The organism is Inquilinus limosus (assembly GCF_051487185.1).
GTDB classification, from domain to species: domain Bacteria; phylum Pseudomonadota; class Alphaproteobacteria; order DSM-16000; family Inquilinaceae; genus Inquilinus; species Inquilinus limosus_F.
In genome coordinates this window covers 138,850-161,853 of record NZ_JAHVDK010000004.1, presented here as the reverse complement: position 1 = coordinate 161,853, position 23,004 = coordinate 138,850, and the positions used below count along the sequence as shown (strand labels likewise).

The 23,004-nt window shown below is 69.9% G+C and carries 24 protein-coding genes and 1 tRNA gene; 17 read left to right on the top strand and 8 right to left on the bottom strand.

What is annotated here, in order from left to right:
- Positions 1-63: 63 nt before the first annotated feature.
- A complete protein-coding gene (locus KXR53_RS06100; RefSeq protein WP_437374208.1) occupies positions 64-543 on the bottom strand; it encodes an Lrp/AsnC family transcriptional regulator in 480 nt (159 codons plus the stop codon).
- Between the two features lie 193 nt (positions 544-736).
- On the opposite strand from KXR53_RS06100, the gene KXR53_RS06095 reads away from it, so the two are divergent.
- Positions 737-1,753 carry a S1C family serine protease gene (locus KXR53_RS06095; RefSeq protein WP_437374207.1) on the top strand — a complete coding sequence of 339 codons (1,017 nt, stop codon included), beginning with the start codon at positions 737-739 and terminating at the stop codon, positions 1,751-1,753.
- Between the two features lie 9 nt (positions 1,754-1,762).
- On the opposite strand, the gene KXR53_RS06090 is transcribed toward KXR53_RS06095, so the two are convergent.
- The 3 genes from KXR53_RS06090 to KXR53_RS06080 are packed head-to-tail and all read right to left on the bottom strand — an operon-like array spanning position 1,763 to position 4,050.
- Positions 1,763-2,365, bottom strand: coding sequence for a hypothetical protein (locus KXR53_RS06090; protein ID WP_437374206.1), 603 nt, complete (start codon positions 2,363-2,365; stop codon positions 1,763-1,765).
- 59 nt (positions 2,366-2,424) lie between these two features.
- On the bottom strand, positions 2,425-3,117 hold the full coding sequence (locus KXR53_RS06085; protein WP_437374205.1) for a TetR/AcrR family transcriptional regulator: 693 nt from the start codon (positions 3,115-3,117) through the stop codon (positions 2,425-2,427).
- Positions 3,118-3,159: 42 nt separating this feature from the next.
- On the bottom strand, positions 3,160-4,050 hold the full coding sequence (locus KXR53_RS06080) for a DMT family transporter (RefSeq protein WP_437374204.1): 891 nt from the start codon (positions 4,048-4,050) through the stop codon (positions 3,160-3,162).
- 76 nt (positions 4,051-4,126) lie between these two features.
- Here KXR53_RS06080 and KXR53_RS06075 point away from each other — a divergent pair, with 76 nt between their 5' ends.
- Both KXR53_RS06075 and KXR53_RS06070 read left to right on the top strand, forming a co-directional pair.
- A complete protein-coding gene (locus tag KXR53_RS06075) occupies positions 4,127-4,711 on the top strand; it encodes a CGNR zinc finger domain-containing protein (RefSeq protein ID WP_437374203.1) in 585 nt (194 codons plus the stop codon).
- Positions 4,712-4,767: 56 nt separating this feature from the next.
- A complete protein-coding gene (locus KXR53_RS06070) occupies positions 4,768-5,697 on the top strand; it encodes a bifunctional helix-turn-helix transcriptional regulator/GNAT family N-acetyltransferase (protein ID WP_437374202.1) in 930 nt (309 codons plus the stop codon).
- A gap of 18 nt (positions 5,698-5,715) precedes the next feature.
- Here the strand turns inward: KXR53_RS06070 and KXR53_RS06065 are convergent, their stop codons facing one another.
- Positions 5,716-6,282 carry a putative glycolipid-binding domain-containing protein gene (locus tag KXR53_RS06065; protein ID WP_437374201.1) on the bottom strand — a complete coding sequence of 189 codons (567 nt, stop codon included), beginning with the start codon at positions 6,280-6,282 and terminating at the stop codon, positions 5,716-5,718.
- 238 nt (positions 6,283-6,520) lie between these two features.
- Here KXR53_RS06065 and KXR53_RS06060 point away from each other — a divergent pair, with 238 nt between their 5' ends.
- The 10 genes from KXR53_RS06060 (at position 6,521) to KXR53_RS06015 (ending at position 15,840) form a co-directional block, all read left to right on the top strand.
- Complete coding sequence (locus KXR53_RS06060) at positions 6,521-7,879, top strand: NAD(P)-dependent oxidoreductase (protein WP_437374200.1); 1,359 nt, start codon at positions 6,521-6,523, stop codon at positions 7,877-7,879.
- Positions 7,880-7,917: 38 nt separating this feature from the next.
- A complete protein-coding gene (locus KXR53_RS06055) occupies positions 7,918-8,181 on the top strand; it encodes a type II toxin-antitoxin system Phd/YefM family antitoxin (protein WP_437374199.1) in 264 nt (87 codons plus the stop codon).
- Complete coding sequence (locus KXR53_RS06050; RefSeq protein WP_437374198.1) at positions 8,171-8,629, top strand: PIN domain-containing protein; 459 nt, start codon at positions 8,171-8,173, stop codon at positions 8,627-8,629. The genes KXR53_RS06055 and KXR53_RS06050 overlap by 11 nt, the downstream gene beginning before the upstream one ends.
- Before the next feature lie 71 nt (positions 8,630-8,700).
- The gene (preA, locus tag KXR53_RS06045; protein WP_437374197.1) at positions 8,701-9,981 is read left to right on the top strand and encodes an NAD-dependent dihydropyrimidine dehydrogenase subunit PreA; all 1,281 of its coding nucleotides are present in this window, start codon (positions 8,701-8,703) and stop codon (positions 9,979-9,981) included.
- 119 nt (positions 9,982-10,100) lie between these two features.
- Positions 10,101-10,613 carry a hypothetical protein gene (locus KXR53_RS06040; protein WP_437374196.1) on the top strand — a complete coding sequence of 171 codons (513 nt, stop codon included), beginning with the start codon at positions 10,101-10,103 and terminating at the stop codon, positions 10,611-10,613.
- 43 nt (positions 10,614-10,656) lie between these two features.
- Positions 10,657-11,916: a Zn-dependent hydrolase gene (locus KXR53_RS06035; protein ID WP_437374195.1), complete on the top strand. Its 1,260-nt coding sequence runs from the start codon at positions 10,657-10,659 to the stop codon at positions 11,914-11,916.
- Positions 11,917-11,919: 3 nt separating this feature from the next.
- Positions 11,920-12,750 carry an ABC transporter ATP-binding protein gene (locus KXR53_RS06030; protein ID WP_437374194.1) on the top strand — a complete coding sequence of 277 codons (831 nt, stop codon included), beginning with the start codon at positions 11,920-11,922 and terminating at the stop codon, positions 12,748-12,750.
- 187 nt (positions 12,751-12,937) lie between these two features.
- Positions 12,938-13,858 (top strand): ABC transporter permease, encoded by a 921-nt coding sequence (locus KXR53_RS06025; RefSeq protein ID WP_437374193.1) that lies wholly within the window; start codon positions 12,938-12,940, stop codon positions 13,856-13,858.
- Between the two features lie 8 nt (positions 13,859-13,866).
- Positions 13,867-14,808 carry an ABC transporter permease gene (locus tag KXR53_RS06020; RefSeq protein ID WP_437374192.1) on the top strand — a complete coding sequence of 314 codons (942 nt, stop codon included), beginning with the start codon at positions 13,867-13,869 and terminating at the stop codon, positions 14,806-14,808.
- Positions 14,809-14,838: 30 nt separating this feature from the next.
- Positions 14,839-15,840 (top strand): ABC transporter substrate-binding protein, encoded by a 1,002-nt coding sequence (locus tag KXR53_RS06015; protein ID WP_437374191.1) that lies wholly within the window; start codon positions 14,839-14,841, stop codon positions 15,838-15,840.
- Between the two features lie 47 nt (positions 15,841-15,887).
- Here the strand turns inward: KXR53_RS06015 and KXR53_RS06010 are convergent, their stop codons facing one another.
- On the bottom strand, positions 15,888-16,754 hold the full coding sequence (locus KXR53_RS06010; RefSeq protein ID WP_437374190.1) for an EamA family transporter: 867 nt from the start codon (positions 16,752-16,754) through the stop codon (positions 15,888-15,890).
- Between the two features lie 92 nt (positions 16,755-16,846).
- Here KXR53_RS06010 and KXR53_RS06005 point away from each other — a divergent pair, with 92 nt between their 5' ends.
- On the top strand, positions 16,847-17,311 hold the full coding sequence (locus KXR53_RS06005) for an Lrp/AsnC family transcriptional regulator (protein ID WP_437374189.1): 465 nt from the start codon (positions 16,847-16,849) through the stop codon (positions 17,309-17,311).
- A 6-nt stretch (positions 17,312-17,317) separates the two neighbouring features.
- Here KXR53_RS06005 and recR read toward each other — a convergent pair whose 3' ends face one another.
- Positions 17,318-17,908: a recombination mediator RecR gene (gene recR / locus KXR53_RS06000; RefSeq protein ID WP_437374188.1), complete on the bottom strand. Its 591-nt coding sequence runs from the start codon at positions 17,906-17,908 to the stop codon at positions 17,318-17,320.
- A 164-nt stretch (positions 17,909-18,072) separates the two neighbouring features.
- On the opposite strand from recR, the gene KXR53_RS05995 reads away from it, so the two are divergent.
- The 3 genes from KXR53_RS05995 (at position 18,073) to KXR53_RS05985 (ending at position 20,990) form a co-directional block, all read left to right on the top strand.
- Positions 18,073-18,146 (top strand) — tRNA-Gly (locus KXR53_RS05995).
- Positions 18,147-18,259: 113 nt separating this feature from the next.
- Positions 18,260-19,615 carry an aspartate aminotransferase family protein gene (locus tag KXR53_RS05990; protein WP_437374187.1) on the top strand — a complete coding sequence of 452 codons (1,356 nt, stop codon included), beginning with the start codon at positions 18,260-18,262 and terminating at the stop codon, positions 19,613-19,615.
- A 13-nt stretch (positions 19,616-19,628) separates the two neighbouring features.
- Positions 19,629-20,990, top strand: a complete 1,362-nt coding sequence (locus KXR53_RS05985; RefSeq protein WP_437374186.1) for a glutamine synthetase family protein — start codon at positions 19,629-19,631, stop codon at positions 20,988-20,990.
- A gap of 158 nt (positions 20,991-21,148) precedes the next feature.
- On the opposite strand, the gene KXR53_RS05980 is transcribed toward KXR53_RS05985, so the two are convergent.
- Positions 21,149-22,963 carry a M2 family metallopeptidase gene (locus KXR53_RS05980; RefSeq protein ID WP_437374185.1) on the bottom strand — a complete coding sequence of 605 codons (1,815 nt, stop codon included), beginning with the start codon at positions 22,961-22,963 and terminating at the stop codon, positions 21,149-21,151.
- Between the last annotated feature and the right edge of the window lie 41 nt (positions 22,964-23,004).

Genomic DNA, 23,004 nt, shown 5'->3' with positions numbered 1-23,004 from the left:
GCAACGACGATAAATTGGATTGATCAAGCGTTTCCCGTCCGTACCGGGGACCAACTTTTGCGTTCAGCTGGTCGGCCGCAGCGGCAGTCTTTTGCTGTCCTTCAGCGTGTCGAGCACGATGCGCGAGCGGATGGCGGAGACGCCGTCGATCCGCATCAGCCTGTCCATGATGAAGCGCGACAGCTCCTTTAGGTCGGGCGCCACCACCCGCAGCTCGTAATCGGCATCGCCGGTCACGGCGCAGCATTCGACGATTTCGGTGTGGCGCGCGACCGCCCCGCGGAAGGCTTCCGCCGTGAAGGCGCCATGCTTCTCCAGCGTGATCGAGATGTAGGCGGCGACCGACAGCCCGATCCGGTCGGGGTCCAGCAGCGCGGCATAGCCGCGAATCACCCCGGCCTCCTCCAGCCGCTGCAGCCGCCGGGCGCATTGCGACGGCGACAGCAGCACCCGCTCGGCGAGGGCGATGTTGCTCATCCGGGCGTCCTCCTGCAGCGCGGCCAGGATCCGCCAGTCGAAGGCATCCAGCGCGTCTGTCGCCATATCCAGGCATCCCTGCCGTGATCGATGCGCGAATCGCGCATGCAGCGGGGCGACGATACGCCCGCGCGCCGGCGGCGTCACCGGCCGGCCATCCTCTTGGCCGCCATCTTGGGGTTGCGGACTGGCATGCCTACATCTTGGCAAACGGGGCGAGCCGGCTGGCGCGCCCCTTCCGGATCCCAAGGCCATTCCCATGCCCGGCTACGATATCCGCTTCCTCGGCGCCCCGGCGCCGGGACCTGAGGCTTCGACCCCTGTCCCCGCTCCGGCCGGGGCCGAGGCGCTCGACGCCTATTCCCGCACGGTGACCGATGCGGTGCGCGCCGCCGCCCCCGCGGTCGTGCATCTCCGCGTCTCCGGCCAGGGGCAGGACGGCACGCCGGTGCCGCGCGGCAGCGGCTCCGGCGTGATCTTCACCCCCGACGGCTTCGTCCTCACCAACAGCCATGTCGTGCGCGGCGCGGCCTCGATCATGGCGACGCTCAGCGACGGCCGCAGCGTCGTCGCCTGGCCGGTCGGCGACGATCCCGACACCGACCTCGCGGTGCTGCGCCTGCACGACAGCGTGCCGGGCTGGGCGCCGCTCGGCTCCTCCGCCGCGCTGCAGGTCGGCCAGCTGGTGATCGCGATCGGCAATCCGCTCGGCTTCGAGGCGACGGTGACGGCCGGGGTGGTCAGCGCCCTCGGCCGGTCGCTGCGTGGCCGGTCGGGCCGCCTGATCGATGGCGTGCTGCAGACCGACGCGGCGCTCAATCCCGGCAACAGCGGCGGCCCGCTGGTCGATGCCCTCGGCCGGGTGGTCGGCATCAACACGGCGATGATCGCCGGCGCCCAGGGCCTGTGCTTCGCCATCGGCAGCGACACCGCCGTGGTGGTGGCGTCGGAGATCATCCGTCACGGCCGGGTGCGGCGGGCCTCGCTCGGCATCGCCGCGCAGACGGTACGGTTGCCGCGGCCGATGCAGCTGGCGCTCGGCCTGCCGGCCGCCGGCGGCGTGCGGGTGGCGGAGCTGCTGCCTGGCGGCGCCGGGGCTGCGGCGCTGCGCACCGGCGATGTCATCCTGGCGATCGACCGGCATCCGGTCGACGGCGTCGACGCGCTGCACCGGCTGCTCGGGGTGGAGCGGGTCGGCGTCCCCGCCGTGCTGCGCCTGCTGCGCGACGGAAGGGTGCAGGAGGTGACGGTGACGCCGCGCGAGCGGGCGGGCTGACCCGGCCGCCTAGTTGAACTTGGTGGCCATGCTGGCGCCGTAGCCCAGGATGCCGCCGCCGGTCAGCGCCACCGCCGGGATGTCGTGGGCCTCGATGTTCCCGAAGTCCTTCTCGCGCGTGTAGAAGCCGGCGCGGGCATATTGCGCGTCGTAGAACTCGCCCAGCCGCTTGGCATAGGCCAGCTGCTCCGGCCCGTCGGTCGGCTGCTGCGTCTGCGCCTGGATGTAGCTCTGCAGCGCTATGTTGACCTCGCGCTGCGAGGCGATGGCCGTGCCGGGATACAGCTTCACCCGCTCGGCCATGAAGCCGGCGGCCTTGGCCTCGGCCGCATTGTTCCGCTGCGCCGCCACGCGCTTCAGCCCGTCCCAGGCGTCAGCCAGATCCGGCCAGGCCATGCCGGCCTCGCGGTACAGCCGCTCCGCCTCGGCCGGGTTGCGGGCCTCGGCGGCCTTGGCCTGGGCCAGCAGCGCCTCGCCCCGGCTGCGGTCGAAGCCCTGGCCGGGCGCCGCCGCGCTCTGCAGCACGTCGGGCGGCAGCGGCAGCTGCGGCGGTTCGGCGCCGCAGGCGGCAAGGGCGAACAGGGCCAGCGGGATCAGGGCGCGCGTCAGCATGACCCATCCTTAGCGCAAAGCGGCGCGCGCCGCCACGGATGCCTCGCCGCTCCGCCGCGTCAGCCGCCACGCGGCGGCTTCAGGCCGCAGCCGCGCAGGATCAGCCCGGTGACATGCCGGGTGGCGACCAGGAAGACATCGTCATCCATCGCCTCGCGCCCCAGCACCGCCCGGATCTGGGCCTCGAAATCGGCATAGGTCTGGGTCGCTGCCCATAGGGTGAAAACCAGGTGTCGCGGATCGACGGGCGCCATCCGGCCGGCGGCGATCCAGCCCTCGATCACCCGCGCCTTCTCGTCGATCGTCCGCTTCAGCTTGCCCGAGAGATAATCGGCGACCTGCGGTGCGCCGTGGATGATCTCGTTGGCGAAGACCTTGGAGGCCAGCGGCCGGGTGCGCGACCAGCGCATCTTGTCGCGGATATAGGCGGCCAGCGCCTCGGCCGGGTCGCGCTCCGGCACCAGATGGTCGAAGGCATCGACCCAGAGATCGAGGATGCGGGCCAGCACCGCGCGGTACAGCGCCTCCTTGGTGCCGAAGTAATAATGGACATTGGCCTTGGGCAGGCCGGCGCGCTCGGCGATGCCCTGCATGGTGGCGCCGGAAAAGCCGGCTTCGGCGAATTCGGCCTCGGCGGCGTCCAGGATCTGCGCTTCCCGCGCCCGACGCAGGCGGCTGCCCACGCTCGGCCGCGGCGTGTCCAGGGCGGTGCCGGTGTCCTCCGGCGAATCCAGCATTTCGGCGTCGCTCATGCCGGCATCATCGGCCGGAAGGCCAGCGGCGTCGATAGAGGATCAGCGGCCCGGCGCCGGCTCCGTGGCCGCCGTCCGGGCCGGCGCCGGTGGCGATTCGGCCTCGCCCCGCCCGGCCAGCGCGATGCCGGCGACGATGAAGACGCTGCCGACCAGGGCGGCCGACTGCGGCACCTGGCCGAGGATCGGCCAGGCCAGCAGCGTCGCCACCACCGGCTGGCCGTAGCCGGCGACGGCGGAGAAGCCGGCGTCGAGCGTGCGCAGGGCCCGGGCGACCAGAAGCTGGGAGGCAAAGGCGATCAGCGCCTGGGCCGCCAGATTCAGCCAGCCGGAGGGGGCGGCCGGCAGGATCCGGTCCTGCAGCAGCGCCACCGGCAGGGCGCCCAGCGCGGCGCCGACCAGCGTCCAGAAAGTGACAGTGGCGGCGGCCTGGCGCCGGCACAGCGCCGCCGAGATCAGGAAGCACACGGCGTAGAACAGGGCGGCCAGCAGCGCCATGCCGTTGCCCAGCAGGTCGCCGCCGTCGGCGCCGCGCGCCCCGGCCAGGATGGCGATGCCGACGAAGGCGACCAAGCCGCCGCCGATCACGCGGCCGTCCGGGCGGCGGCGCAGCCACAGCGCCGGCAGCAGTGTCACCAGCAGCGGATAGATCATCACCAGCAGCGTCGCCTCCATCACGCTGGTGCGCACGATCGAGGCGTTCCACAGCACCAGGTCGCCGGCCAGCATCACCCCGGCCAGCAGGGCGAGGCCAATGTCCCGCCCCGGCATGGCGGGCGACCGCCAGGCCAGGATCGCGGCCGGGATGCAGCTCAGGGTCAGGCGCCAGAAGGCGGTGGCGGCGGGATCGACCGGGCTGGTGCGGACCAGGATCGGGCCGATGCCCGACAGCCCGACGCCGGCATAGAGCTGGCTGAGGGAGTTCCAGCGCATCGTAACCGTCTTTCGGTCGTTTGCCGGTGACACTATGGCACTCGCCGAAACCTGTCAAATGCGTTATGGTGGTTTCATGTCTTCGGAGCCGTCATCCCTGTCCGAGCCGCTGCTGGTCGGCGGCTTCGCCTGCCTGGACTTTTGCAACACCCTGTCCGGCCGGGGCGGGCCGGGGCCGCGGGAGCGGGCGGGCGACCCTGCTGCGCTGGCCGCTTGGTGCGCGCTGGCCTTCGGCGAGACGCCCCGGATCGACCGGGAGGAGTGGTCGCGGCTGATAAGGCTGCGCGAGGCGCTGCACGCGGTGTTCGATGCCATCGCGAACCGATCCGATCCGCCTGAGGAGGCGGTGGCCCTGCTGCAGGAGGAGGTGGCGGAGGCGGCCGCCCGCCGCCGGCTGGCCGTCACCGCGGCTGGGGGAACCTGGCGGGATGCACCGCCCACGGACGGGGCGGCGGTCCGTCACCGCCTGGCCATGGATGCGCTCGACCTCCTGCTCCACGGCGAGCCGGCACGTCTGAAGCGCTGTGCCGGCCATGACTGCGGCTGGATTTTCTACGACCGCAGCAAGAACGCCAGCCGCCGATGGTGTCTGATGAGCGATTGCGGCACGGCGGACAAGGTCCGCCGCTTCCGGCAGAGACAGCGGTTAGCATCGATATAGTTGACTCAGTCAAATAGAAAATTGACTCTGTCATCCGATTCGCGATGGAGGATCGAATGGCCGAGGCGGAGCTGGCCGAGCATGTGACCGCGATGCGGCACTTCAACCGCTTCTACACCCAGAAGATCGGCGTGCTGGAGGAAGGGCTGCTGCAGAGCCCGTTTTCGCTGACCGAGCTGCGGGTGCTGTACGAGCTGGTGCATCGCGACCGGCCGACGGCCAGCGAGCTCGGGCGGGCGCTGGGGCTCGATGCCGGCTATCTCAGCCGGATTCTGGCGCGGTTCGAGCAGCAGGGCCTGCTCGCCCGCACGCCCTCGCCGCAGGATGGGCGGCAGAACCTGCTGGCTGCGACCGAGGCCGGCCGGGCGGCGATGGCGCCGCTGGAGGAACGGTCGAACGAGGTGCTCGGCCGCCTGCTGCAGCCGCTCTCGGCCGGGGATCGGGCGCAGCTCACCGAGGCCTTCCGCATGGTGGAGCGGCTGCTCGGCGAGCCCCGTGACAAGGCCGTCTCCTATCTGCTGCGGCCGCACCGGCCGGGCGATCTCGGCTGGATCGTGTACCGCCACGGCGTGCTCTACGCCCGGGAATACGGCTGGGGCGAAGGCTTCGAGGCCCTGGTGGCCGAGATCGCGGCCCAGTTCCTACGCGGCCACGACCCGCAGCGCGAGCAGTGCTGGGTGGCCGAGCTGGATGGGGAGATCGTCGGCACGGTGATGCTGGTGCGCCAGTCCGACGAGGTCGCCAAGCTGCGGCTGCTGCTGGTCGAGCCGAAGGCGCGCGGCCATGGCATCGGCGCCCGGCTGGTCGAGGAATGCATCCGCTTCGCCCGCCGGGCCGGCTATCGCCGCATCACTCTCTGGACCAACGACGTGCTGACCGCGGCCCGGCGGATCTACGAGAAGGCCGGGTTCCGCCTGGTCGACGCCAAGCCGCACCGCGATTTCGGCCCCGAGATGGTGGGCGAGACCTGGGAGCTGGAGCTGTAAGGCCCAAGAGACGGTCTCTCAACCCACCCGCCGGTACAGGCCCGGATAGTCCAGCACCAGCTCGTTGGCATCGGTGCTGATCTCGGCGGTGAAGCCGCTGCCGTCCAACGATTCGAAGCGCCAGCGCCGCAGCGCCAGCGCGGTGTAGCGCTGCGGCGTGGCGAAGGGCACCAGTTCCGGCAGCGGCAGATACACCACTCTGATCTCGGCCGACCCGCCGGGTTCCAGCCCCAGCCGACGGATCGGCAGGGTGTTGGTGAAGGGCGTCGCCACCAGGTCGACATCGATGCAGCCGTCCAGCTCCGGCAGCGGCGTGCCGTCGCCGGCGGTCCAGGCGCCGCCGCCATCGGCCAACAGCCGCAGCCGACGGTCGCCGGCATGGTCGGTCACGGCCACCGACCGCACCCGCCATTCGGCGTCCATCACGATGGTGTAGGTCAGCGCCCACTCCACCCCCCCGGACTTGTGATGGGCGTCGCCGCCGATCACCACGCTGTCGGCCTGAACCCAGGCGCCGCTGCGATGCAGCCGCAGATGCTCCAGGCCGATGCCTTCGGCCGGGGCCCATCGGACATGTCGGTCCATGCGCCGTCTCCTGCTGTTCCTGAAACGTTCTAGCACGATTCCGGCGCCGCGCAACAAACGAGAATGATACTGATTATCAATTGAAAATAGAGTTGACCATTTGGTCAGGTTCTCGATACCGTTTCGGTCAGGAGAGGCGGGGGCGCTGCGAAACCTGGGGAAACCGGGTGCGGCGCCGGGCTTGAGGGCCGGGAGCGGCAGGCGACGGGCCGGCCGAACCGGCCATCGGAGGCTGGGAATGACGACGGGACCCGACATCGCGGCCGGGCGCATCGGCGCCGACCGCATCGCCGAGAGCTTCGCGGAGATCCATCCGCCGCTCGACCGCCGCACTGCGCTGATCGAATCCAGCCGCTGCTATTTCTGCTACGACGCGCCCTGCGTCGAGGCCTGCCCGACCGGCATCGATATCCCGTCCTTCATCAAGAGCATCGCCACCGACAATGTGAAGGGCGCGGCGAAGACCATCCTCGACGCCAACATCATGGGCGGCATGTGCGCCCGGGTCTGCCCGGTCGAGGAGCTGTGCGAGGACGCCTGCGTCCGCAACCACCAGGAGGAGAAGCCGGTGGCGATCAGCGCCCTGCAGCGCTACGCCACCGACCATGTCTTCCTGCGCGGTGAGCAGCTGTTCAGCCGTGCGCCGTCGACCGGCAAGCGTGTCGCCGTGGTCGGCGCCGGCCCGGCCGGCCTCGCCTGCGCCCACCGCCTCGCCGTGCTCGGCCACGACGTCGTGGTGTTCGAGGCGAAGCAGAAGGGCGGCGGGCTGAACGAATACGGCCTCGCCGCCTACAAGATGGCGGACGGCTTCGCCCAGGCCGAGCTGGCCTACATCCTCGAGATCGGCGGCATCGAGATCCGCACCGCGGTGGCACTGGGCCGCGATGTCTCCCTGAGCGAGCTGCGGCGCGACTACGACGCGGTGTTCCTCGGCCTCGGCCACAACGCCGTCAATGCCCTGGGCTGCGATGGCGAGGCCATGGCCGGGGTCGAGAGCGCGGTCGACTTCATCGCCCGGCTGCGCCAGGCCACGGACAAGGCGTCGGTGCCGGTCGGCCGCCGCGTGGTGGTGATCGGCGGCGGCAACACCGCGATCGACGCCGCCACCCAGTCCCGGCGGCTGGGGGCGGAGGAGGTGACGCTGGTCTACCGCCGCGGCGCCGAGCAGATGTCGGCGACCTGGAAGGAGCAGGACTGGGCGCAGGTCAACGGCGTCGCCATCCGCCACTGGGCCCAGCCGCGCCGCATCCTGGGCTGGCCGGTCAACGGCAAGGGGCCCGCGGTGAAGGAGATCGAGTTCGAGCACACCCAGCTCGACGCCCAGGGCCGGCTGATCGGCACCGGAGACCGCTTCACCCTGCTGGCCGACCAGGTCTTCACCGCTATCGGGCAGTACTTCGTGCCATCGGCCTTCGCCCATGAAGCGGAGACGCTGGAGATGGCCGGCAACCGCATCGCCGTGAACGAGGAGCGGCAGACCTCGCTGTCCGACGTCTGGGCCGGCGGTGACTGCGTGCCGGGCCAGGACCTGACCGTCAGCGCCGTGCAGGACGGCAAGCTGGCCGCGCTGTCGATCGACCGGGCATTGCGGCGCTGAATGTGCTACATTGGTAGTGCATTCAGGAGATTGAGGCCATGAGTGACGGATCCAGCACCACCATTACCCTGCGCGAGGCCAATCAGGGCTTCGCCGAGATGATCCGCGCGGTCGAGTCCGGCCAGGAATTCGTCATCACCCGGCGCGGCCAGCCGGTGGCCCGGGTGGTGCCGGTGTCGCGCCGGCGCGTCCTGACCCCGTCCCAGCAGGCGGCGCTGGAACGGACCCGCGCGCGCATGGCGCATGGCTACCGCAGCGCATCGCCGGAGCCCTTCGACCGCGAAGCGCTGCATGACCGATAGGCGGTTCACCTTGGACACCAACGTCCTAGTTTATGCGATCGACAGCGCCGAGGGTGAGAAGCACCGCCGGGCGAAGCAGATCGTCGAGCGCGCCGCGCAGGCGGACTGTGTCCTCGCGATCCAGGCGCTGGGCGAGTTTTACGTCACCTCGCAGCGCCGCCGTCTGTTGCCGGCGGCCGATGCCGCGACCCAGGTCGCAGACTGGGTCGAGTTGTTCGCGACCATGACGTCGACCGAGATCAATGCCGTGGCGGCGGCGCGGGAAGCCGCCGCCAAGCGGTTCAGCTACTGGGACGCGATGCTGCTGTCGACTGCCGACAGCCATGGCTGCACCACGCTGCTGAGCGAGGACATGGCGGACGGTGTGACCCTGGGCAGCGTCACCGTGCGCAACCCGTTCCGGGGCGACCAACTGCCGGACGAGATCGAGGTGTTGTTGGCGGTTTGACCCGGCCGGCGCCGCCGGTCGGATGACATGCAAGCGGCCGGAGAGCCGTACGATTTTGGCAGGAGGCTTTGATGGCCGATCTGAGCAACGACTTCCTGGGGATCCGCTCCCCGAACCCGTACTGGCTGGCCTCGGCGCCGCCGACGGACAAGGAGTACAACGTCGTCCGCGCCTTCCGCGCCGGCTGGGGCGGGGTGGTGTGGAAGACGCTGGGCGAGGATCCGCCGATCGTCAACGTCTCCTCCCGCTACGGCGCGGTCAGCTACAACGGCACCCGCGTCGCCGGCCTCAACAATATCGAGCTGATCACCGACCGGCCGCTCGAGGTCAATCTGCGCGAGATCAAGCAGGTCAAGCGCGACTGGCCGGACCGGGCGCTGATCGTGTCGCTGATGGTGCCGTGCGAGGAGAAGAGCTGGAAGGCGATCCTGCCGCTGGTCGAGGACACCGGCGCCGACGGCATCGAGCTGAACTTCGGCTGCCCGCACGGCATGTCGGAGCGCGGCATGGGCTCGGCGGTCGGCCAGGTGCCGGAATATGTCGAGATGGTCACCCGCTGGTGCAAACAGCATTCGCGCATGCCGGTGATCGTCAAGCTGACGCCGAACATCACCAACATCCTGGGGCCGGCGCGGGCGGCCAAGCGCGGCGGCGCGGATGCGGTGTCGCTGATCAACACCATCCAGTCGATCATGTCGATCGACCTCGACCTGATGGCGCCGACGCCCACGGTCGACGGCCTGGGCACCCATGGCGGCTATTGCGGCCCGGCGGTCAAGCCGATCGCGCTGCGCATGGTCGGGCAGATCGCGCGCGACCCGGAATGCCGCGGCATGGCGATCTCGGCCATCGGCGGCGTATCGACCTGGCGCGACGCGGCGGAGTTCATGGCCCTCGGCGCCACCAACGTCCAGGTCTGCACCGCGGCGATGACCCACGGCTTCAAGATCGTCGAGGACATGACGTCCGGCCTGGCCAACTGGATGGACGGCAAGGGCTATGCCGATACCCGCGCCTTCCAGGGGCTGGCGGTGCCGAACTTCGTCGAATGGCAGGACCTGAACATCAACTTCAAGACCGTCGCCAATATCGACCAGGACGCCTGCATCCAGTGCGGCAAGTGCTACATCGCCTGCGAGGACACCTCGCACCAGTCGATCTTCAAGCTGCGCACGCCGGAAGGCGCGCGGCGCTACGAGATCAACGAGGCGGAATGCGTCGGCTGTAACCTGTGCATGCATGTCTGCCCGGTCGACAACTGCATCACCATGAAACCGGTCGACACCGGCCTGCCCTACCTCAACTGGCAGCACCATCCCAACAACCCGATGCGCAAGGACGCCGCCGAATAACCCCTCGTCTGAACGCGATTGGGCCAATGCGATTTGGCATCGTCGGTTCGGGGGCGATCGGTCATGATGGCTCTCTTCCGATCATTCGATACGACGAAGCGAGGGGAATGATGGCTCTCATGCGACGCGCGATGCTGGTGGGTATCGTGGCCGCGGCGCTCGCCGGATGCGCCGGCGAGGAACCGGCCTCCCGGCCGGTGGCGGAAGCGAAGATCGATGATTTCGCCGGCTCCTGGATCGGCGCGAGCGAAGAGGAGGTGCAGCGGGCGGCGGCGGTGATCGTCGAGCCGCAGACCGATGGCGGCTTCCGGCTGTTCTGGCGCAACGTCCAAGCCGGCCGGCCCGGCGACGGGCTGGAGTTCCGCGAGCGCGAGTTGGCTTTCCAGCCGTCCACCCGGCCGAAGTTCTGGACCGCCACGGTCCCGGCCGACCGCGCCTACGCCACCGCCAGCCTCTCCGGCCCGACCCTGACGGTCGAGGTTGTCGGCACCACCCAGGACGGCAAGGTCGAGCGCCAGCTGTACCGCCGCACCCTGGTCGACGGCACCCATCTGAAGCTGGCCTATACCCGCGAGGTGGCGGGCCAGCCGGCCTCCACCATCGAGGCCAATTTCATCCGCAAGCCGGCCTGATCGGGGGATCGGCCCAAGAGGACATGAGTCCAAGGACCTGACGATGCAGCAAAACATCCAGATCGATCCGCAGCGCCTCTGGGACGCGATCATGGAGACCGCGGAGTTCGGCAAGACCCCGAAGGGCGGCGTAAAGCGCCTGACCCTCACCGACCTCGACAAGCAGGTGCGGGACTGGTTCCGGCGCCAGTGCGAGGCGGTCGGCTGCACCGTCACGGTCGACGAGGTCGGCAACATGTTCGCTCGCCGGCCGGGCCGGGACAACTCGCTGCCGCCAATCTGCGTCGGCAGCCATCTCGACACCCAGCCGACGGGCGGCAAGTTCGACGGTATCCTCGGCGTTCTCTCCGGGCTGGAGTTGCTGCGCACGCTGCACGACACCGGCTACGAAACGAACGCGCCGATCGAGGTGATCAACTGGACGAACGAGGAGGGCTCCCGCTTCGCCCCGGCGATGCTGGCCTCCGGCGTCTTCGCCGGGGTGTTCACCAAGGAGTTCGCCTACAGCCGCGAGGACCGCGAGGGCCACCGCTTTGGCGACGAGCTGGAGCGGATCGGCTACAAGGGGGCCGCCCCGGCCGGCCAGCGCAAGCTTGGCGCCCATTTCGAGCTGCATATCGAGCAGGGGCCGATCCTCGAGGAGGAGGAGAAGGTGATCGGCGTCGTCACCGGCGTGCAGGGCATGCGCTGGTACGAGGTGACGGTGACCGGCCGTGAAAGCCATGCCGGCTCGACCCCGATGCGGCTGCGGCGCGATGCGCTGCGCGGCGCCGCCCGGATGGTGGAGGCGGTGATCGCGGTTGCCGAGGCCCATGCCCCCGACGCGGTCGGAACCGTCGGCCTGGTCGAGGTGCGGCCCAACAGCCGCAACGTGATCCCGGGCGAGGTGTTCTTCTCTATCGACTTCCGCCACCCCGACGACAAGGTGATCGAGACGATGGAGCAAGAGGCGCGGACGGCGATCGCGCGGATCGCGGCCGAGCTGAAGCTCGAAGCCAAGGTCGACGCGATCTGGAACTCCCCGGCGGTGAAGTTCGACCCGTCCTGCATCGATGCGGTCGAGGCGGCGGCCCAGGCCGGCGGCTTCGCCCATCGCCGCATCGTCTCCGGCCCTGGGCACGATTCGGCCTATATCGCCCGGGTGGCGCCGACCGCGATGATCTTCGTGCCGTGCCGCGAGGGCATCAGCCACAACGAGGAGGAGAGCATCGAGTTCGACCACGCCGCCGCCGGGGCCAATGTGCTGCTGCGCGCCGTGCTCGACTACGACCGCTCGCTCGAACAGGCCGGAAAGGCGGCTTGAGCCATGGCGGTGTCGGCGGTCCGGCCGGAGCATGTGCCAAAGACGGCGACAACCGCCGTCCCGCCGGTGGTCGAGGCGCGGCGCCTCGGCCTGACCTTCCAGACCGCCGATGCGCCGGTAGTGGCGCTGCAGGATGTCGACCTGACCATCGGCGAGGGCGAGTTCGTATCGCTGATCGGCCCGTCCGGCTGCGGCAAGACCACGCTGATGCGGGTGGTGGCCGACCTGGTGCGGCCGACCGCCGGCTCGATGACGGTGAACGGCATGACGCCGGAGCAGGCACGGCTGGCCCGCGCCTATGGCTATGTGTTCCAGGCGCCGGCGCTCTATCCCTGGCGCAATGTCCGCCGCAATGTCGAGTTGCCGCTCGAGATCATGGGCGTGCCGGCGGCGGAGCGGCAGGAGCGGGCGCGCCAGGCGCTCGGCACCGTCGGCCTCGGCCAGTTCGAGCGCAAGTTCCCCTGGCAGCTCTCCGGCGGCATGCAGCAGCGCGTGTCGATCGCCCGCGCCCTCGGCTTCCAGCCGAAACTGCTGCTGATGGACGAGCCCTTCGGCGCGCTCGACGAGATCACGCGCGACAACCTCAACGTCCATCTGCTGGACCTGTGGAAGCGCACCAACCTGACCGTGATCTTCGTCACCCATTCGATCCCGGAGGCGGTGTTCCTGTCCTCCAAGATCGTGGTGATGTCGCCGCGGCCGGGCCGGATCCTCGACGTGATCGAGAGCGACCTGCCGCGCGAGCGCGACCTCGACATCCGCGAGACGCCGGAATTCCTCGCCATCGCCCAGCAGGTCCGCGAAGGCCTGCGGGCCGGGCATTCCTACGAATGATCCCCGATGCCCAGCGGGATCGTTGCCTCTCCCGCTTGCGGGAGAGGTCGGAACCGCGCCAGCGGTTCCGGGTGAGGGTGTTTGTCGAGGCCTGTGCCAGCCCTCACCCGGACATCCTGGCGGATGTCCGACCTCTCCCGCCCCGCGGGAGAGGCAACGCAAAAGACCGGCTTCGGGGTGAAGCCGCATGACCGCCCTCGCCGAATCCCTTCCGGCCCGCCCAAGCGCTTGGGCGCGGCTGAAAGGCGGGCGGGCGCTGCCGCTGGCCACCGTGCTCGGCGTGCTGCTGGTGGTCTGGTATCTCGGGTCGTTCTGGCTGAACGCGCCGGCGGCGGTGGAGCGGCTGAACCGCGCCGGGCCGGACTGGACGACGTCGCAGTTCATCGGCGCGATCTGGAAGCTGGACCGGCCGCTGCTGCCGACCCCGGACCAAGTGGCGACCGACCTGTGGTCCAACACGGTCGGGCGGCCGGTGACCAGCAACCGCAGCCTCGTCTACCACGCCTGGGTGACGATGAGCTCGACCCTGCTCGGCTTCGTCCTCGGCACCCTGCTCGGCATCCTGCTCGCCGTCGGCATCGTCCATGTGCCGACGCTCGACCGGTCGCTGATGCCCTGGGTGATCGCCAGCCAGACCGTGCCGATCCTGGCGATCGCGCCGATGATCGTGGTCGTGCTCGGCAATCTCGGCCTCACCGGGGTGGTCCCGAAATCGATCATCTCCGCCTATCTCAGCTTCTTTCCGGTCACCATCGGCATGGTCAAGGGCCTGCGCTCGCCCGACCCGCTGCAGCTCGACCTGCTGCGCACCTATTCCGCCAGCGGATCCCAGGTGTTCTGGAAGCTGCGCTGGCCGGCCGCGGTGCCGTTCCTGTTCCCCAGCCTGAAGATCGGCATCTCGCTGGCGCTGGTCGGCGCCATCGTCGGCGAGCTGCCGACCGGCGCCCAGGCGGGGATCGGCGCGCGGCTCCTGACCGGCTCCTATTTCGGCCAGATGATCCAGCTCTGGTCGGCGCTCGTCATGGCGGCCCTGCTGGCGCTGCTCTGTGTCTTCGCCGTCACCCTGACAGAACGTGCGGTGATCGCGAGCCGCGGGGGCCGGGGATGAGCGCGCGGGTGCTGCTTAGCCTCGCCTGGCTGCTCCTGGCGGCGGTCCTCGCCGGCTTCGTCCTGTGGTGGATCGGCCGGGGCGGCGTGTTTGCCTCCGGCACCGCCTGGATCACCCTGCCGATCGCCGTGGCCGTGGCGGCGGCCTGGGCGGCGCTGCGCGGTCTGGCGCCGATCCCCGGCCGGGCCGCCGGCATTGCCGTGCCGATCCTGTTCGGCGCCCTGCTGCTGTGGCTGTGGCAGGTGCTGGTCACCGGTTTCCAGGTGCCGCAGATCCTGCTGCCCGCGCCGTCGCAGATCGCGGCGCGCTTCGCCGGCAGCCTCGACACGCTGTGGGTCGACTTCATTCAGACCTTCATCCGCTCGGCCATCCCGGGCTTCCTGATCGGCTCCGGCGCCGGCTTCCTGACCGCTGTCGCGATCGACCGCTCGCCCTTCCTGCAGCGCGGCCTGCTGCCGCTCGGCTCCGCCGTCTCGGCCATGCCGATCGTCGGCATCGCCCCGATCATGATCATGTGGTTCGGCTTCGACTGGCACTCCAAGGCCGCCGTGGTCGTGGTCATGACCTTCTTCCCGATGCTGGTGAACGCGCTGGCCGGGCTCGAATCCGCCGGGGCGATCGAGCGCGACCTGATGCGGTCCTATGCCGCCAGCTACTGGCAGACGCTGTGGAAGCTGCGGCTGCCCGGGGCGCTGCCCTTCCTCTTCAACGCGCTGAAGCTGAACGCCACCCTGGCGCTGATCGGCGCCATCGTGGCCGAGTTCTTCGGCACCCCGATCTACGGCATGGGCTTCCGCATCTCGACCGAGGTGGCGCGGCTCAATGTCGACATGGTCTGGGCCACCATCCTGGTCGCGGCCGTCGCCGGCTCCGCTTCCTACGGGCTCCTGGCCCTGGTGGAGCGGGCGACGACCTTCTGGCACCCTTCGATGCGGGGAACGACACACTGAACCGGGTCTGACGAACGGGAGAGGCTTCACATGAAAAAAACCATTCTGGGACTGGCCGCGGCGGCGGCGCTGGGCTTCGGCACGGCGCAGGCGGCAGACCCCTTCACCATCCAGCTGAAATGGGTCACCCAGGCCCAGTTCGGCGGCTACTACGTCGCCGCCGAGAAGGGCTACTACGAGGAGGAGGGGCTGGACGTCACGATCAAGCCCGGCGGCCCGGACATCGCGCCGCCGCAGGTGATCGCGGCGGGCGGCGCCGACGTCATCGTCGAATGGATGCCGGCGGCGCTGGCGGCGCGCGAGAAGGGCGTGCCGCTGGTCAATGTGGCGCAGGTCTTCAACCGCTCCGGCATGATGCTGACCTGCAAGAAGGAGAGCGGGGTCAAGTCGCCGGCCGACTTCAAGGGCAAGACCCTCGGCGTCTGGTTCGCCGGCAACGAGTATCCGTTCCTGTCCTGGATGGGCAAGCTGGGCCTGTCGACCTCCGGATCCTCACCGGACGTCAAGGTGCTGCGCCAGGGCTTCAACGTCGACCCGCTGCTGCAGAACCAGGCGGCCTGCATCTCGACCATGATCTACAACGAGTACTGGCAGGTGATCGACGCCGGCGTGCCGGAGAGCGACCTGATCACCTTCTATTACGAGGACCAGGGCGTGGCGACGCTGGAAGACGGGCTCTACGCGCTCGAATCCCAGCTCAAGGACCCGGCCTATGTCGACAAGCTGGGCCGCTTCATCAAGGCTTCGATCAAGGGCTGGGCCTATGCCAAGGCGCATCCGGACGAGGCCGGCAAGATCGTGGCCGAGGCCGACGCGTCGGGTGCCACCACCGACGAGGTGCAGATCCGGCAGGCCGAGAACATCGCCAAGCTGATCACCGTGTCGGACGACAAGATCGGCTGGCTCGACCCCGAGGCCTTCAAGCGCACGGTGCAGGTGCTGCTGGCCAGCAAGAGCGACCCGGTGATCACCAAGGACCCGGGCGACGCCGCCTGGACCCATGCCGCCTGGGCCAAGGCGATGGGCAAGTAAGGCTGTCGCATTCGAAGGGAAAGGGCCGGTTTCGCGCCGGCCCTTTTTCATGGCTGCTTCGCGCGATGCAGGGCGACCCCGGCCATCACCAGGCCGATCCCGGCCAGGTCCTGGGCCGAGGGGATCTGTCCCAGCACCAGAACACCGATTCCGGCGGCGGTGGCGGGCAGCAGCGACAGCATCAGCGCGAAGCTGGCGCGCGGCAGCCGGGCCATGGCCAGCAGGTCGCAAGCATAGGGAATGACCGAGGAGGCGACGCCGACCCCGATGCCGGCCAGCAGCAGAACCGGGTCGGTCAGCGCCGGCAGGGCCGCCCCCAGACTGAACGGGCTGATCGCGACCAGCGCTGCCAGCATCGCCGTGGCCAGCCCGTCGATGCCGCCGGTCCCGGCGATGCGGTGGCCCAGCACGACATAGGCGACGAACAGCGCGCAATTGGCGAAGGCCAGGGCATAGCCCAGCGCGTCGCCCTCCAGGCGGATCTGCGTCAGCATCGCCACGCCGGCCGCCGCCAGGCTCAGCGCCACCGTGTTGCGCCGGCTGCGCAGCCCGGCCAGCGCCAGGGCGATCGGCCCCAGGAATTCGATGGCCCCGACCGTGGCCAGGGGCAGCCGGGCGATCGCTAGGTAGAAGCAGGCGTTCATCGCCGCGAGAACGAGGCCCAGCCCCAGAAGCGTCCGGCGGTCGCTGGCGCTGTTGCGCCGCCACAGCCGCCAGGGCCGGCGCCACAGTGCGAAGACCAGGGCGGCGGTGGCGATGCGCAGCCAGGCGACGCCCAGCGGCTCGACCGCGGCGAACAGCAGCACGGCACAGGCCGGACCCAGATAGTGGAACACGGCGCTGACGACGAAGAAGACGTGCGGCGGCAGCCGCTGCGCTAGTGGTTTTGCGCTTGAAGTCTCGACAGTCGACATACCGGAAGATTTGCATGCGCCGGCAACCCGGCCCATGATCGGTCAAAGCCGGACGTCTGTATTCGCCTTCGTTTCGAAGGACATCCGTCGAATTGGCCTTCCAGGTCTCACCGCTCCTGGCCGATGAGCGCAACCTCGCTTTGATCCGCCTGCTGCAGGCCGAGCCCCGGCTGGGGGTGGCCGAGCTGGCGCGGCGCATCGGCATGTCGGCGCCGGCGGTGCGCGAGCGGCTGCTGCGGCTGGAGGAGGCGGGCGTGATCCGCGGTTGGCGGCTGGAGCTGGAGCCGCGGGCGCTCGGCTACCCTCTGACGGTGTTCGTCCGCATCCGGCCGATGCCGGGGCAGCTGCCGAAGATCGCCGAGCTGGCGCGGGCGATGCCGCAGGTGGCGGAATGCCACCGCATCACCGGCGAGGACTGCTTCATCCTGAAGGTGCATGTCGAGGCGATCGAGACGCTGGACCGGCTGCTCGACCGTTTCCTGGCGCATGGCCAGACCACCACCTCGATCGTCCAGTCCACCCCGGTGCCGCCGCGCGACCCGCCGCTGCCGGGGTAAGGAGGCCTACACCCCCCGGCGCGAGCGCAGGGCGGCGACCAGGGTGCCGTCGTCGAGATAGTCCAGCTCGCCCCCCACCGGCACGCCATGGGCCAGGCGGGTGACCGTCGGGCCGAGCCCTTCCAGCTTCTCGGCCAGGTAATGTGCCGTGGTCTGGCCGTCGACCGTGGCGTTCAGGGCCAGGATCACCTCGGTCACGCCAGGCTCGCGGGCGCGGGCCAGCAGGCGCGGGATCGACAGGTCCTCGGGCCCGACGCCGTCGATCGCCGACAGCGTGCCGCCCAGCACGTGGTAGCGGCCGCGGAAGGCGCGCGCCCGTTCCAGCGCCCACAGATCGGCCACCTGCTCGACCACGCAGATCACCCCGGCGTCGCGGGTCGGATCGCTGCAGATCGGGCAGGGATCGGTGGTGTCGAGATTGCCGCAGACGGAGCAGGGGATGATGGCATCGGCCGCGGCCTCCAGCGCCGCCGCCAGCGGCCGCATTGAGGTGTCGCGATGGCGCAGCAGGTGCAGCGCGATGCGGCGGGCCGAGCGGGGCCCCAGCCCCGGCAGCCGCGCCAGCAGGTCCATCATGGTGGCGATCTCGCCGCTCATTCGCGCTCCATTCCGCCGCCCCGCCGGTCGCCGTCCCGGGCCGCCGGCACCGTTCCTATCTAGACCGGTGGGACGCAGTTTCCTAGCGGCGAACAAAACGCGACCCCTCTCGCCTGCCGAGGCGCCTTGAACGGCATCGGCGCTTCGCCTATAACCGACGGCGCGCGGGTGTAGCTCAATGGTAGAGCAGAAGCTTCCCAAGCTTACGACGAGGGTTCGATTCCCTTCACCCGCTCCATTCCTTCGATCCGAAGATCCGTCGGCATGACCGTCCCGCGTCCGGGAACGGTTCCGCCTGCCTTCGCCCGCGCCTAAGCTCTCCGGCACCAGACACCAAGGAGGGAGGCCGGATTGGACGATGCGGGCAGGGTGATCGACAGCCTGATGCGGGCGGAGCTGGAGCGCTACGAGGCCTCCCACCCCGCTTCGAAGCGCCTGGCGGAGCGGGCGGGGGCGGTCTTCCCCGGCGGCGTGCCGCTGCACTGGATGCGCGACTGGGCCACGCCCTTCCCGCTGTTCATGGCCGAGGCACGGGGCGCCGAGCTGATCGACGCCGATGGTCACCGCTACGCCGATTTCTGCCTGGGCGATACCGGCTCGATGTTCGGCCATTCGCCAGAGCCGGTGGCGCGCGCGGTAGCGGATCAGGTCGCCCGCGGCGTCACCGCCATGCTGCCGACCGCGGACGGTGTGGCGGCGGCGGAGGCGCTGGCCCGCCGATTCGGCCTGCCCTTCTGGCAGGTGACGACGACCGCGACCGACGCCAACCGCTTCGTGCTGCGCTGGGCCCGCGCCATCACCGGCCGATCCAAGATCCTGGTGTTCAACGGCTGCTACCACGGCACGGTCGACGACACCTTCGTCCGGCTGGCCGATGGCCGCCCGGCGCACCGGCCCGGCCTGCTGGGCCAGGCGGTCGACCTGACCGCCACCACCAAGGTGGTCGAGTTCAACGATGTGGCGGGGCTGGAGGCGGCGCTGGCGCCGGGCGACGTCGCCTGCGTCATCACCGAGCCGGCGCTGACCAATGTCGGCATGGTGCTGCCTGAGGAGGGCTTCCACGCGGCGCTGCGCGCGCTGACGCGCCGGCACGGCACGCTGCTGGTGATCGACGAGACGCACACGATCTCGACCGGCCCGGGCGGCTGGACCCGGGCCCACGGGCTGGAGCCGGACTTCCTGACCCTCGGCAAGCCGATCGCCGGCGGCCTGCCCTGCGGCGTCTACGGCTTCACCGCCGAGGTCGAGGCGCGGATGCGCGAGGTCCGGGCCGAGGTGCCGCACGGCCACAGCGGCATGGGCACGACGCTGTCGGCCAACGCCCTGGCCATGCGCGCCCTCAGGGCGATGCTGGAGGAGGTGATGACCGAGGCCGCCTATGCCGGCATGGTCGATCGGGCCCGGCGTCTGGCGGCCGGGATCGAGGCCGCAGTGGCGCGGCAAGGCCTGGCCTGGCACGTCACCCAGATCGGCGCCCGGGTCGAGTTCCACTTCACCCCGACGCCCTACCGCAGCGGCGGCGAGGCCGCAGCGACGATGCGGCCGGATCTGGAGCAATTCGTGAACCTGTTCCTGATCAATCGCGGCGTGCTGATCGCGCCGTTCCACAACATGATGCTGACCAGCCCGGCCACGACGGAGCAGCAGATCGCCCGTTTCCATGACGCCTTCGACGCGTGCGCCGCGGCGCTGGCCGGCCATGCCTGAGGGAGGACCCGCCGTGCCCGACGCGACCAAGGCCGCGGATCCCGCCCAGGAATGCCTCGATTTCCTGGCCCGGCACCGCGACATCCGCTTCGTCGACATCCTGCTGACCGACGCCTGCGGCGTGCAGCGCGGCAAGCGCATCCCAGTCGGCGAGCTGGAGCGGATCTGGCGGAACGGCCGCTACATGCCCGGCTCGATCATCAGCCTCGACATCACCGGGGCCGACGTGGAGGAGACCGGGCTGGTGTGGGAGGACGGCGACGCCGACCGCACCGCCCGGCCGGTGCCCGGCACGCTGGTGCCGGTGCCGTGGAAGGCCGAGCCCTCGGCCCAGGTCCTGCTGACGCTGTTCGAGCTGGACGGCACGCCCTCCGCCTACGATCCGCGCCAGGTGCTGGCCCGGGTGGTGTCCCGCCTCGCGGCCGACGGCCTCCATCCCGTGGTGGCGGTGGAGCTGGAGTTCTACGTCTTCGACGCGTCCTGGCGCGAGACCGGACGGCCAATCCCGCCCCGCGGCGCCAGCACCGGCAAGCAGGCCTATGGCATGGCCGATCTCGACGAGCTCGGCGACTTCCTGGCCGATCTCTACGCCTGCTGCGAGGTCCAGGGCCTGCCGGCCGACACGGCGATCAGCGAATACGCGCCGGGCCAGGTCGAGATCAACCTGAAGCACCGGGCGGACGCGCTGCGGGCGGCCGACGACGCGATCATGTACAAGCGGCTGGTCCGCGCCGTGGCCCGGCGGCACGGCATGGAGGCCACCTTCATGGCCAAGCCCTATGCCGGCGAGACGGGCAGCGGTACGCATCTCCACATCAGCCTGGCCGATGGCGACGGCGGCAACCTGTTCGCGGCCGAGGGCGGTGACGAGCTGTTGCGCCACGCCATCGGCGGCATGGGGGCGACGATCCGCGACGGCATGCTGATCTTCGCGCCGAACGCCAACTCCTATCGCCGGTTCCAGACCCTCAGCTACGCGCCGCTGGCGCCGACCTGGGGCGTCAACAACCGCACCGTGGCGCTGCGCGTGCCGGTGGGCCCGCCGGCGGCGAAGCATGTCGAACACCGTGTCGCGGGCGCCGACGCCAACCCCTATCTGGCGCTGGCGGCGGCGCTGGCCGGGATGCATCGCGGCATCCGCGACAAGCGGGATCCCGGCCCGCCGGTGACCGGCAACGGCTACGGCGCCCCGGCCTCCGACATTCCGCCGAACTGGCTGGATTCGATCCGCGACTTCCGGGCCTCCAGCCTGATGCGGGACTATCTCGGCGACGCCTTCGTCGACGCCTTCGCGAAGATCAAGTTGGCCGAATACCGCCGCTTCCACGCCCAGGTCCCGCCGCTCGACTTCGACTGGTACGCACGGGTGGTGTGAGGGGCTGCGGTCGCCCCCTCACCCTCCCGCCGCCTTCGGCGTCGGGCCCCTCCCTCTCCCCGAGGAGAGGGAGGATCACCTCTCCCTCGGGGAGAGGTCGTAACCGCGTCAGCGGTTCCGGGTGAGGGGGCGGCACCGGCCCTTCAGTCTTGAGCGCTTCACCACCCGCAGCTCTGGCCCTTGGTCTGCTCGGCCAGCCAGTCGTTCAGCGGCTGGAAGTACTCGGCCACGGCGCTGGCGTCGGTCTGGCGCTCGCCGGTGAAGGCTTCGAGCTCATCCGGCCAGGGCTTGGACTGGCCCATCTCCAGCATCGCGTTGAAGCGCTGGCCGACCTCCTTGTTGCCGTAGACCGAGCAGCGGTGCAGCGGCCCGGTCCAGCCGGCCTGCTTGCAGGCGGCGCGATGGAACTGGAACTGGTAGATATGGGCCAGGAAGTAGCGGGTGTACGGCGTATTGCCGGGGATGTGGTACTTGGCGCCGGGGTCGAAGGCGTCGGCCGGGCGCGGCCCGGGCGGCACCAGCCCCTGATACTTCAATCGCAGCGCCCACCAGGCGTCGTTGTAGGACTCCGGTGTCGTGCGGCCGGCGAACACGTCCCAGCGCCAGCGGTCGACCAGGAGGCCGAAGGGCAGGAAGGCGATCTTGTCGAGCGCCATCTTCAGCAGGAAGGGGATGTCGCCCTCCGGGCCCGGCACCTTGTCCAAGAGGCCGATCTGGTTGAGATAGGTCGGGGTCAGCGCCGACAGGCCGACGAAGTCGCCGATCGCCTCGTGGAATCCGTCATTGGCCCCGTTCTTGAAGATGTGGGGCTGGTCCTTGTAGGCGCGCTGATAGTAGTTGTGCCCGAGCTCGTGGTGGACGGTGTAGAAGTCCTCGCCGTTCACCTTGGTGCACATCTTGATGCGGATGTCGTCGCGGTCGTCCAGATCCCAGGCCGAGGCGTGGCAGACGACGTCGCGCCCCTCCGGCCGCACGATCTGCGACCGCTTCCAGAAGGTCTCGGGCAAGGGCGCGAGGCCCAGCGAGGTGTAGAAGGCCTCGCCGGTCTTCACCATCCTGATCGGGTCGTAGCCGCGGTCGACCAGCAGCTTGTCCAGGTTGTAGCCCTCGGTCTCGTCCTTCGGCGCCACCAGGTCGTAGATGTTGCCCCAGGACTGGGCCCACATGTTGCCCAAGATGTCGGCGCGGATCGGGCCGGTCTTCGGCTGGACGGCATCGCCGTATTTCTCGTTCAGCCGGCCGCGGACATAGCAGTGCAGGTTCTTGTAGAAGGGCTCCACCTGGCCCCACAGCCGGTCGGTCTCGGCGGCGAAGTCATCCGCCGGCATGTCGTAGCCGGACCGCCACAGGGCGCCGGTGTCGGCATAGCCCAGCTCCCGCGCGCCTTCATTCGCCAGCTCCACCAACCGGGCGTAGTCCGGCCGCATCACCGGCGAGATCGTGTGCCAGCCCTCCCACACCGCCCTGGTCTCGGCCGGATCGCGGGAGGCGGCCAGGATGTCCTCGGCGTCGCTGAGGTTCAGGGTCTTGCCCCGGACCTGGAACTCGCCGGTCGAGTAGATGGAATCGAGCTTGGTGCTCAGCGTCGCCAGTTCGCGCGCCGCGCCCGGCCGGTCCGGCGCCGGCAGGACGATGTTGCGCTTCAGGATGTCGAGCTTGCGCCGCGTCACCGGGTCGAGCTCGACCCCGTCGAAGCGCGCGGCCTGCTTGGCATAGGCGGAGGTCTTCTCGGTCCACTCGCCATTGGCCTTGGCCTCGAGCCACTGGGTGTCCTCGGTGATGAAGGTGGCGCGCACCCAGGATGCCTTGTTGAGGTATTCGCTGGTCGCCGCCAGATCGGCCTCGGCCGTCTCGACGAAGGCGCGGGCCTCCTCCGGGGTCGGGGCGGCGGGTGCGGCGGTCTGGGCCGGCGCGGCCATGCCCCACAGCAGGGCGGCTGTGGCGGTACCGACGGCCAGTAGGCGGGATCTCATCGTGGCGGTCCCCCTATGCATTGAATTTTATAAGAAAACTC

What these genes read in the sequence shown, in the direction of transcription:
- KXR53_RS06100 (WP_437374208.1), bottom strand. Translation starts at nt 543, where the DNA reads ATGGCGACAGACGCGCTGGATGCCTTCGACTGGCGGATCCTGGCCGCG.
- KXR53_RS06095 (WP_437374207.1), top strand. Translation starts at nt 737, where the DNA reads ATGCCCGGCTACGATATCCGCTTCCTCGGCGCCCCGGCGCCGGGACCT.
- KXR53_RS06090 (WP_437374206.1), bottom strand. Translation starts at nt 2,365, where the DNA reads ATGCTGACGCGCGCCCTGATCCCGCTGGCCCTGTTCGCCCTTGCCGCC.
- KXR53_RS06085 (WP_437374205.1), bottom strand. Translation starts at nt 3,117, where the DNA reads ATGAGCGACGCCGAAATGCTGGATTCGCCGGAGGACACCGGCACCGCC.
- KXR53_RS06080 (WP_437374204.1), bottom strand. Translation starts at nt 4,050, where the DNA reads ATGCGCTGGAACTCCCTCAGCCAGCTCTATGCCGGCGTCGGGCTGTCG.
- KXR53_RS06075 (WP_437374203.1), top strand. Translation starts at nt 4,127, where the DNA reads ATGTCTTCGGAGCCGTCATCCCTGTCCGAGCCGCTGCTGGTCGGCGGC.
- KXR53_RS06070 (WP_437374202.1), top strand. Translation starts at nt 4,768, where the DNA reads ATGGCCGAGGCGGAGCTGGCCGAGCATGTGACCGCGATGCGGCACTTC.
- KXR53_RS06065 (WP_437374201.1), bottom strand. Translation starts at nt 6,282, where the DNA reads ATGGACCGACATGTCCGATGGGCCCCGGCCGAAGGCATCGGCCTGGAG.
- KXR53_RS06060 (WP_437374200.1), top strand. Translation starts at nt 6,521, where the DNA reads ATGACGACGGGACCCGACATCGCGGCCGGGCGCATCGGCGCCGACCGC.
- KXR53_RS06055 (WP_437374199.1), top strand. Translation starts at nt 7,918, where the DNA reads ATGAGTGACGGATCCAGCACCACCATTACCCTGCGCGAGGCCAATCAG.
- KXR53_RS06050 (WP_437374198.1), top strand. Translation starts at nt 8,171, where the DNA reads ATGACCGATAGGCGGTTCACCTTGGACACCAACGTCCTAGTTTATGCG.
- preA (WP_437374197.1), top strand. Translation starts at nt 8,701, where the DNA reads ATGGCCGATCTGAGCAACGACTTCCTGGGGATCCGCTCCCCGAACCCG.
- KXR53_RS06040 (WP_437374196.1), top strand. Translation starts at nt 10,101, where the DNA reads ATGCGACGCGCGATGCTGGTGGGTATCGTGGCCGCGGCGCTCGCCGGA.
- KXR53_RS06035 (WP_437374195.1), top strand. Translation starts at nt 10,657, where the DNA reads ATGCAGCAAAACATCCAGATCGATCCGCAGCGCCTCTGGGACGCGATC.
- KXR53_RS06030 (WP_437374194.1), top strand. Translation starts at nt 11,920, where the DNA reads ATGGCGGTGTCGGCGGTCCGGCCGGAGCATGTGCCAAAGACGGCGACA.
- KXR53_RS06025 (WP_437374193.1), top strand. Translation starts at nt 12,938, where the DNA reads ATGACCGCCCTCGCCGAATCCCTTCCGGCCCGCCCAAGCGCTTGGGCG.
- KXR53_RS06015 (WP_437374191.1), top strand. Translation starts at nt 14,839, where the DNA reads ATGAAAAAAACCATTCTGGGACTGGCCGCGGCGGCGGCGCTGGGCTTC.
- KXR53_RS06010 (WP_437374190.1), bottom strand. Translation starts at nt 16,754, where the DNA reads ATGTCGACTGTCGAGACTTCAAGCGCAAAACCACTAGCGCAGCGGCTG.
- recR (WP_437374188.1), bottom strand. Translation starts at nt 17,908, where the DNA reads ATGAGCGGCGAGATCGCCACCATGATGGACCTGCTGGCGCGGCTGCCG.
- KXR53_RS05980 (WP_437374185.1), bottom strand. Translation starts at nt 22,963, where the DNA reads ATGAGATCCCGCCTACTGGCCGTCGGTACCGCCACAGCCGCCCTGCTG.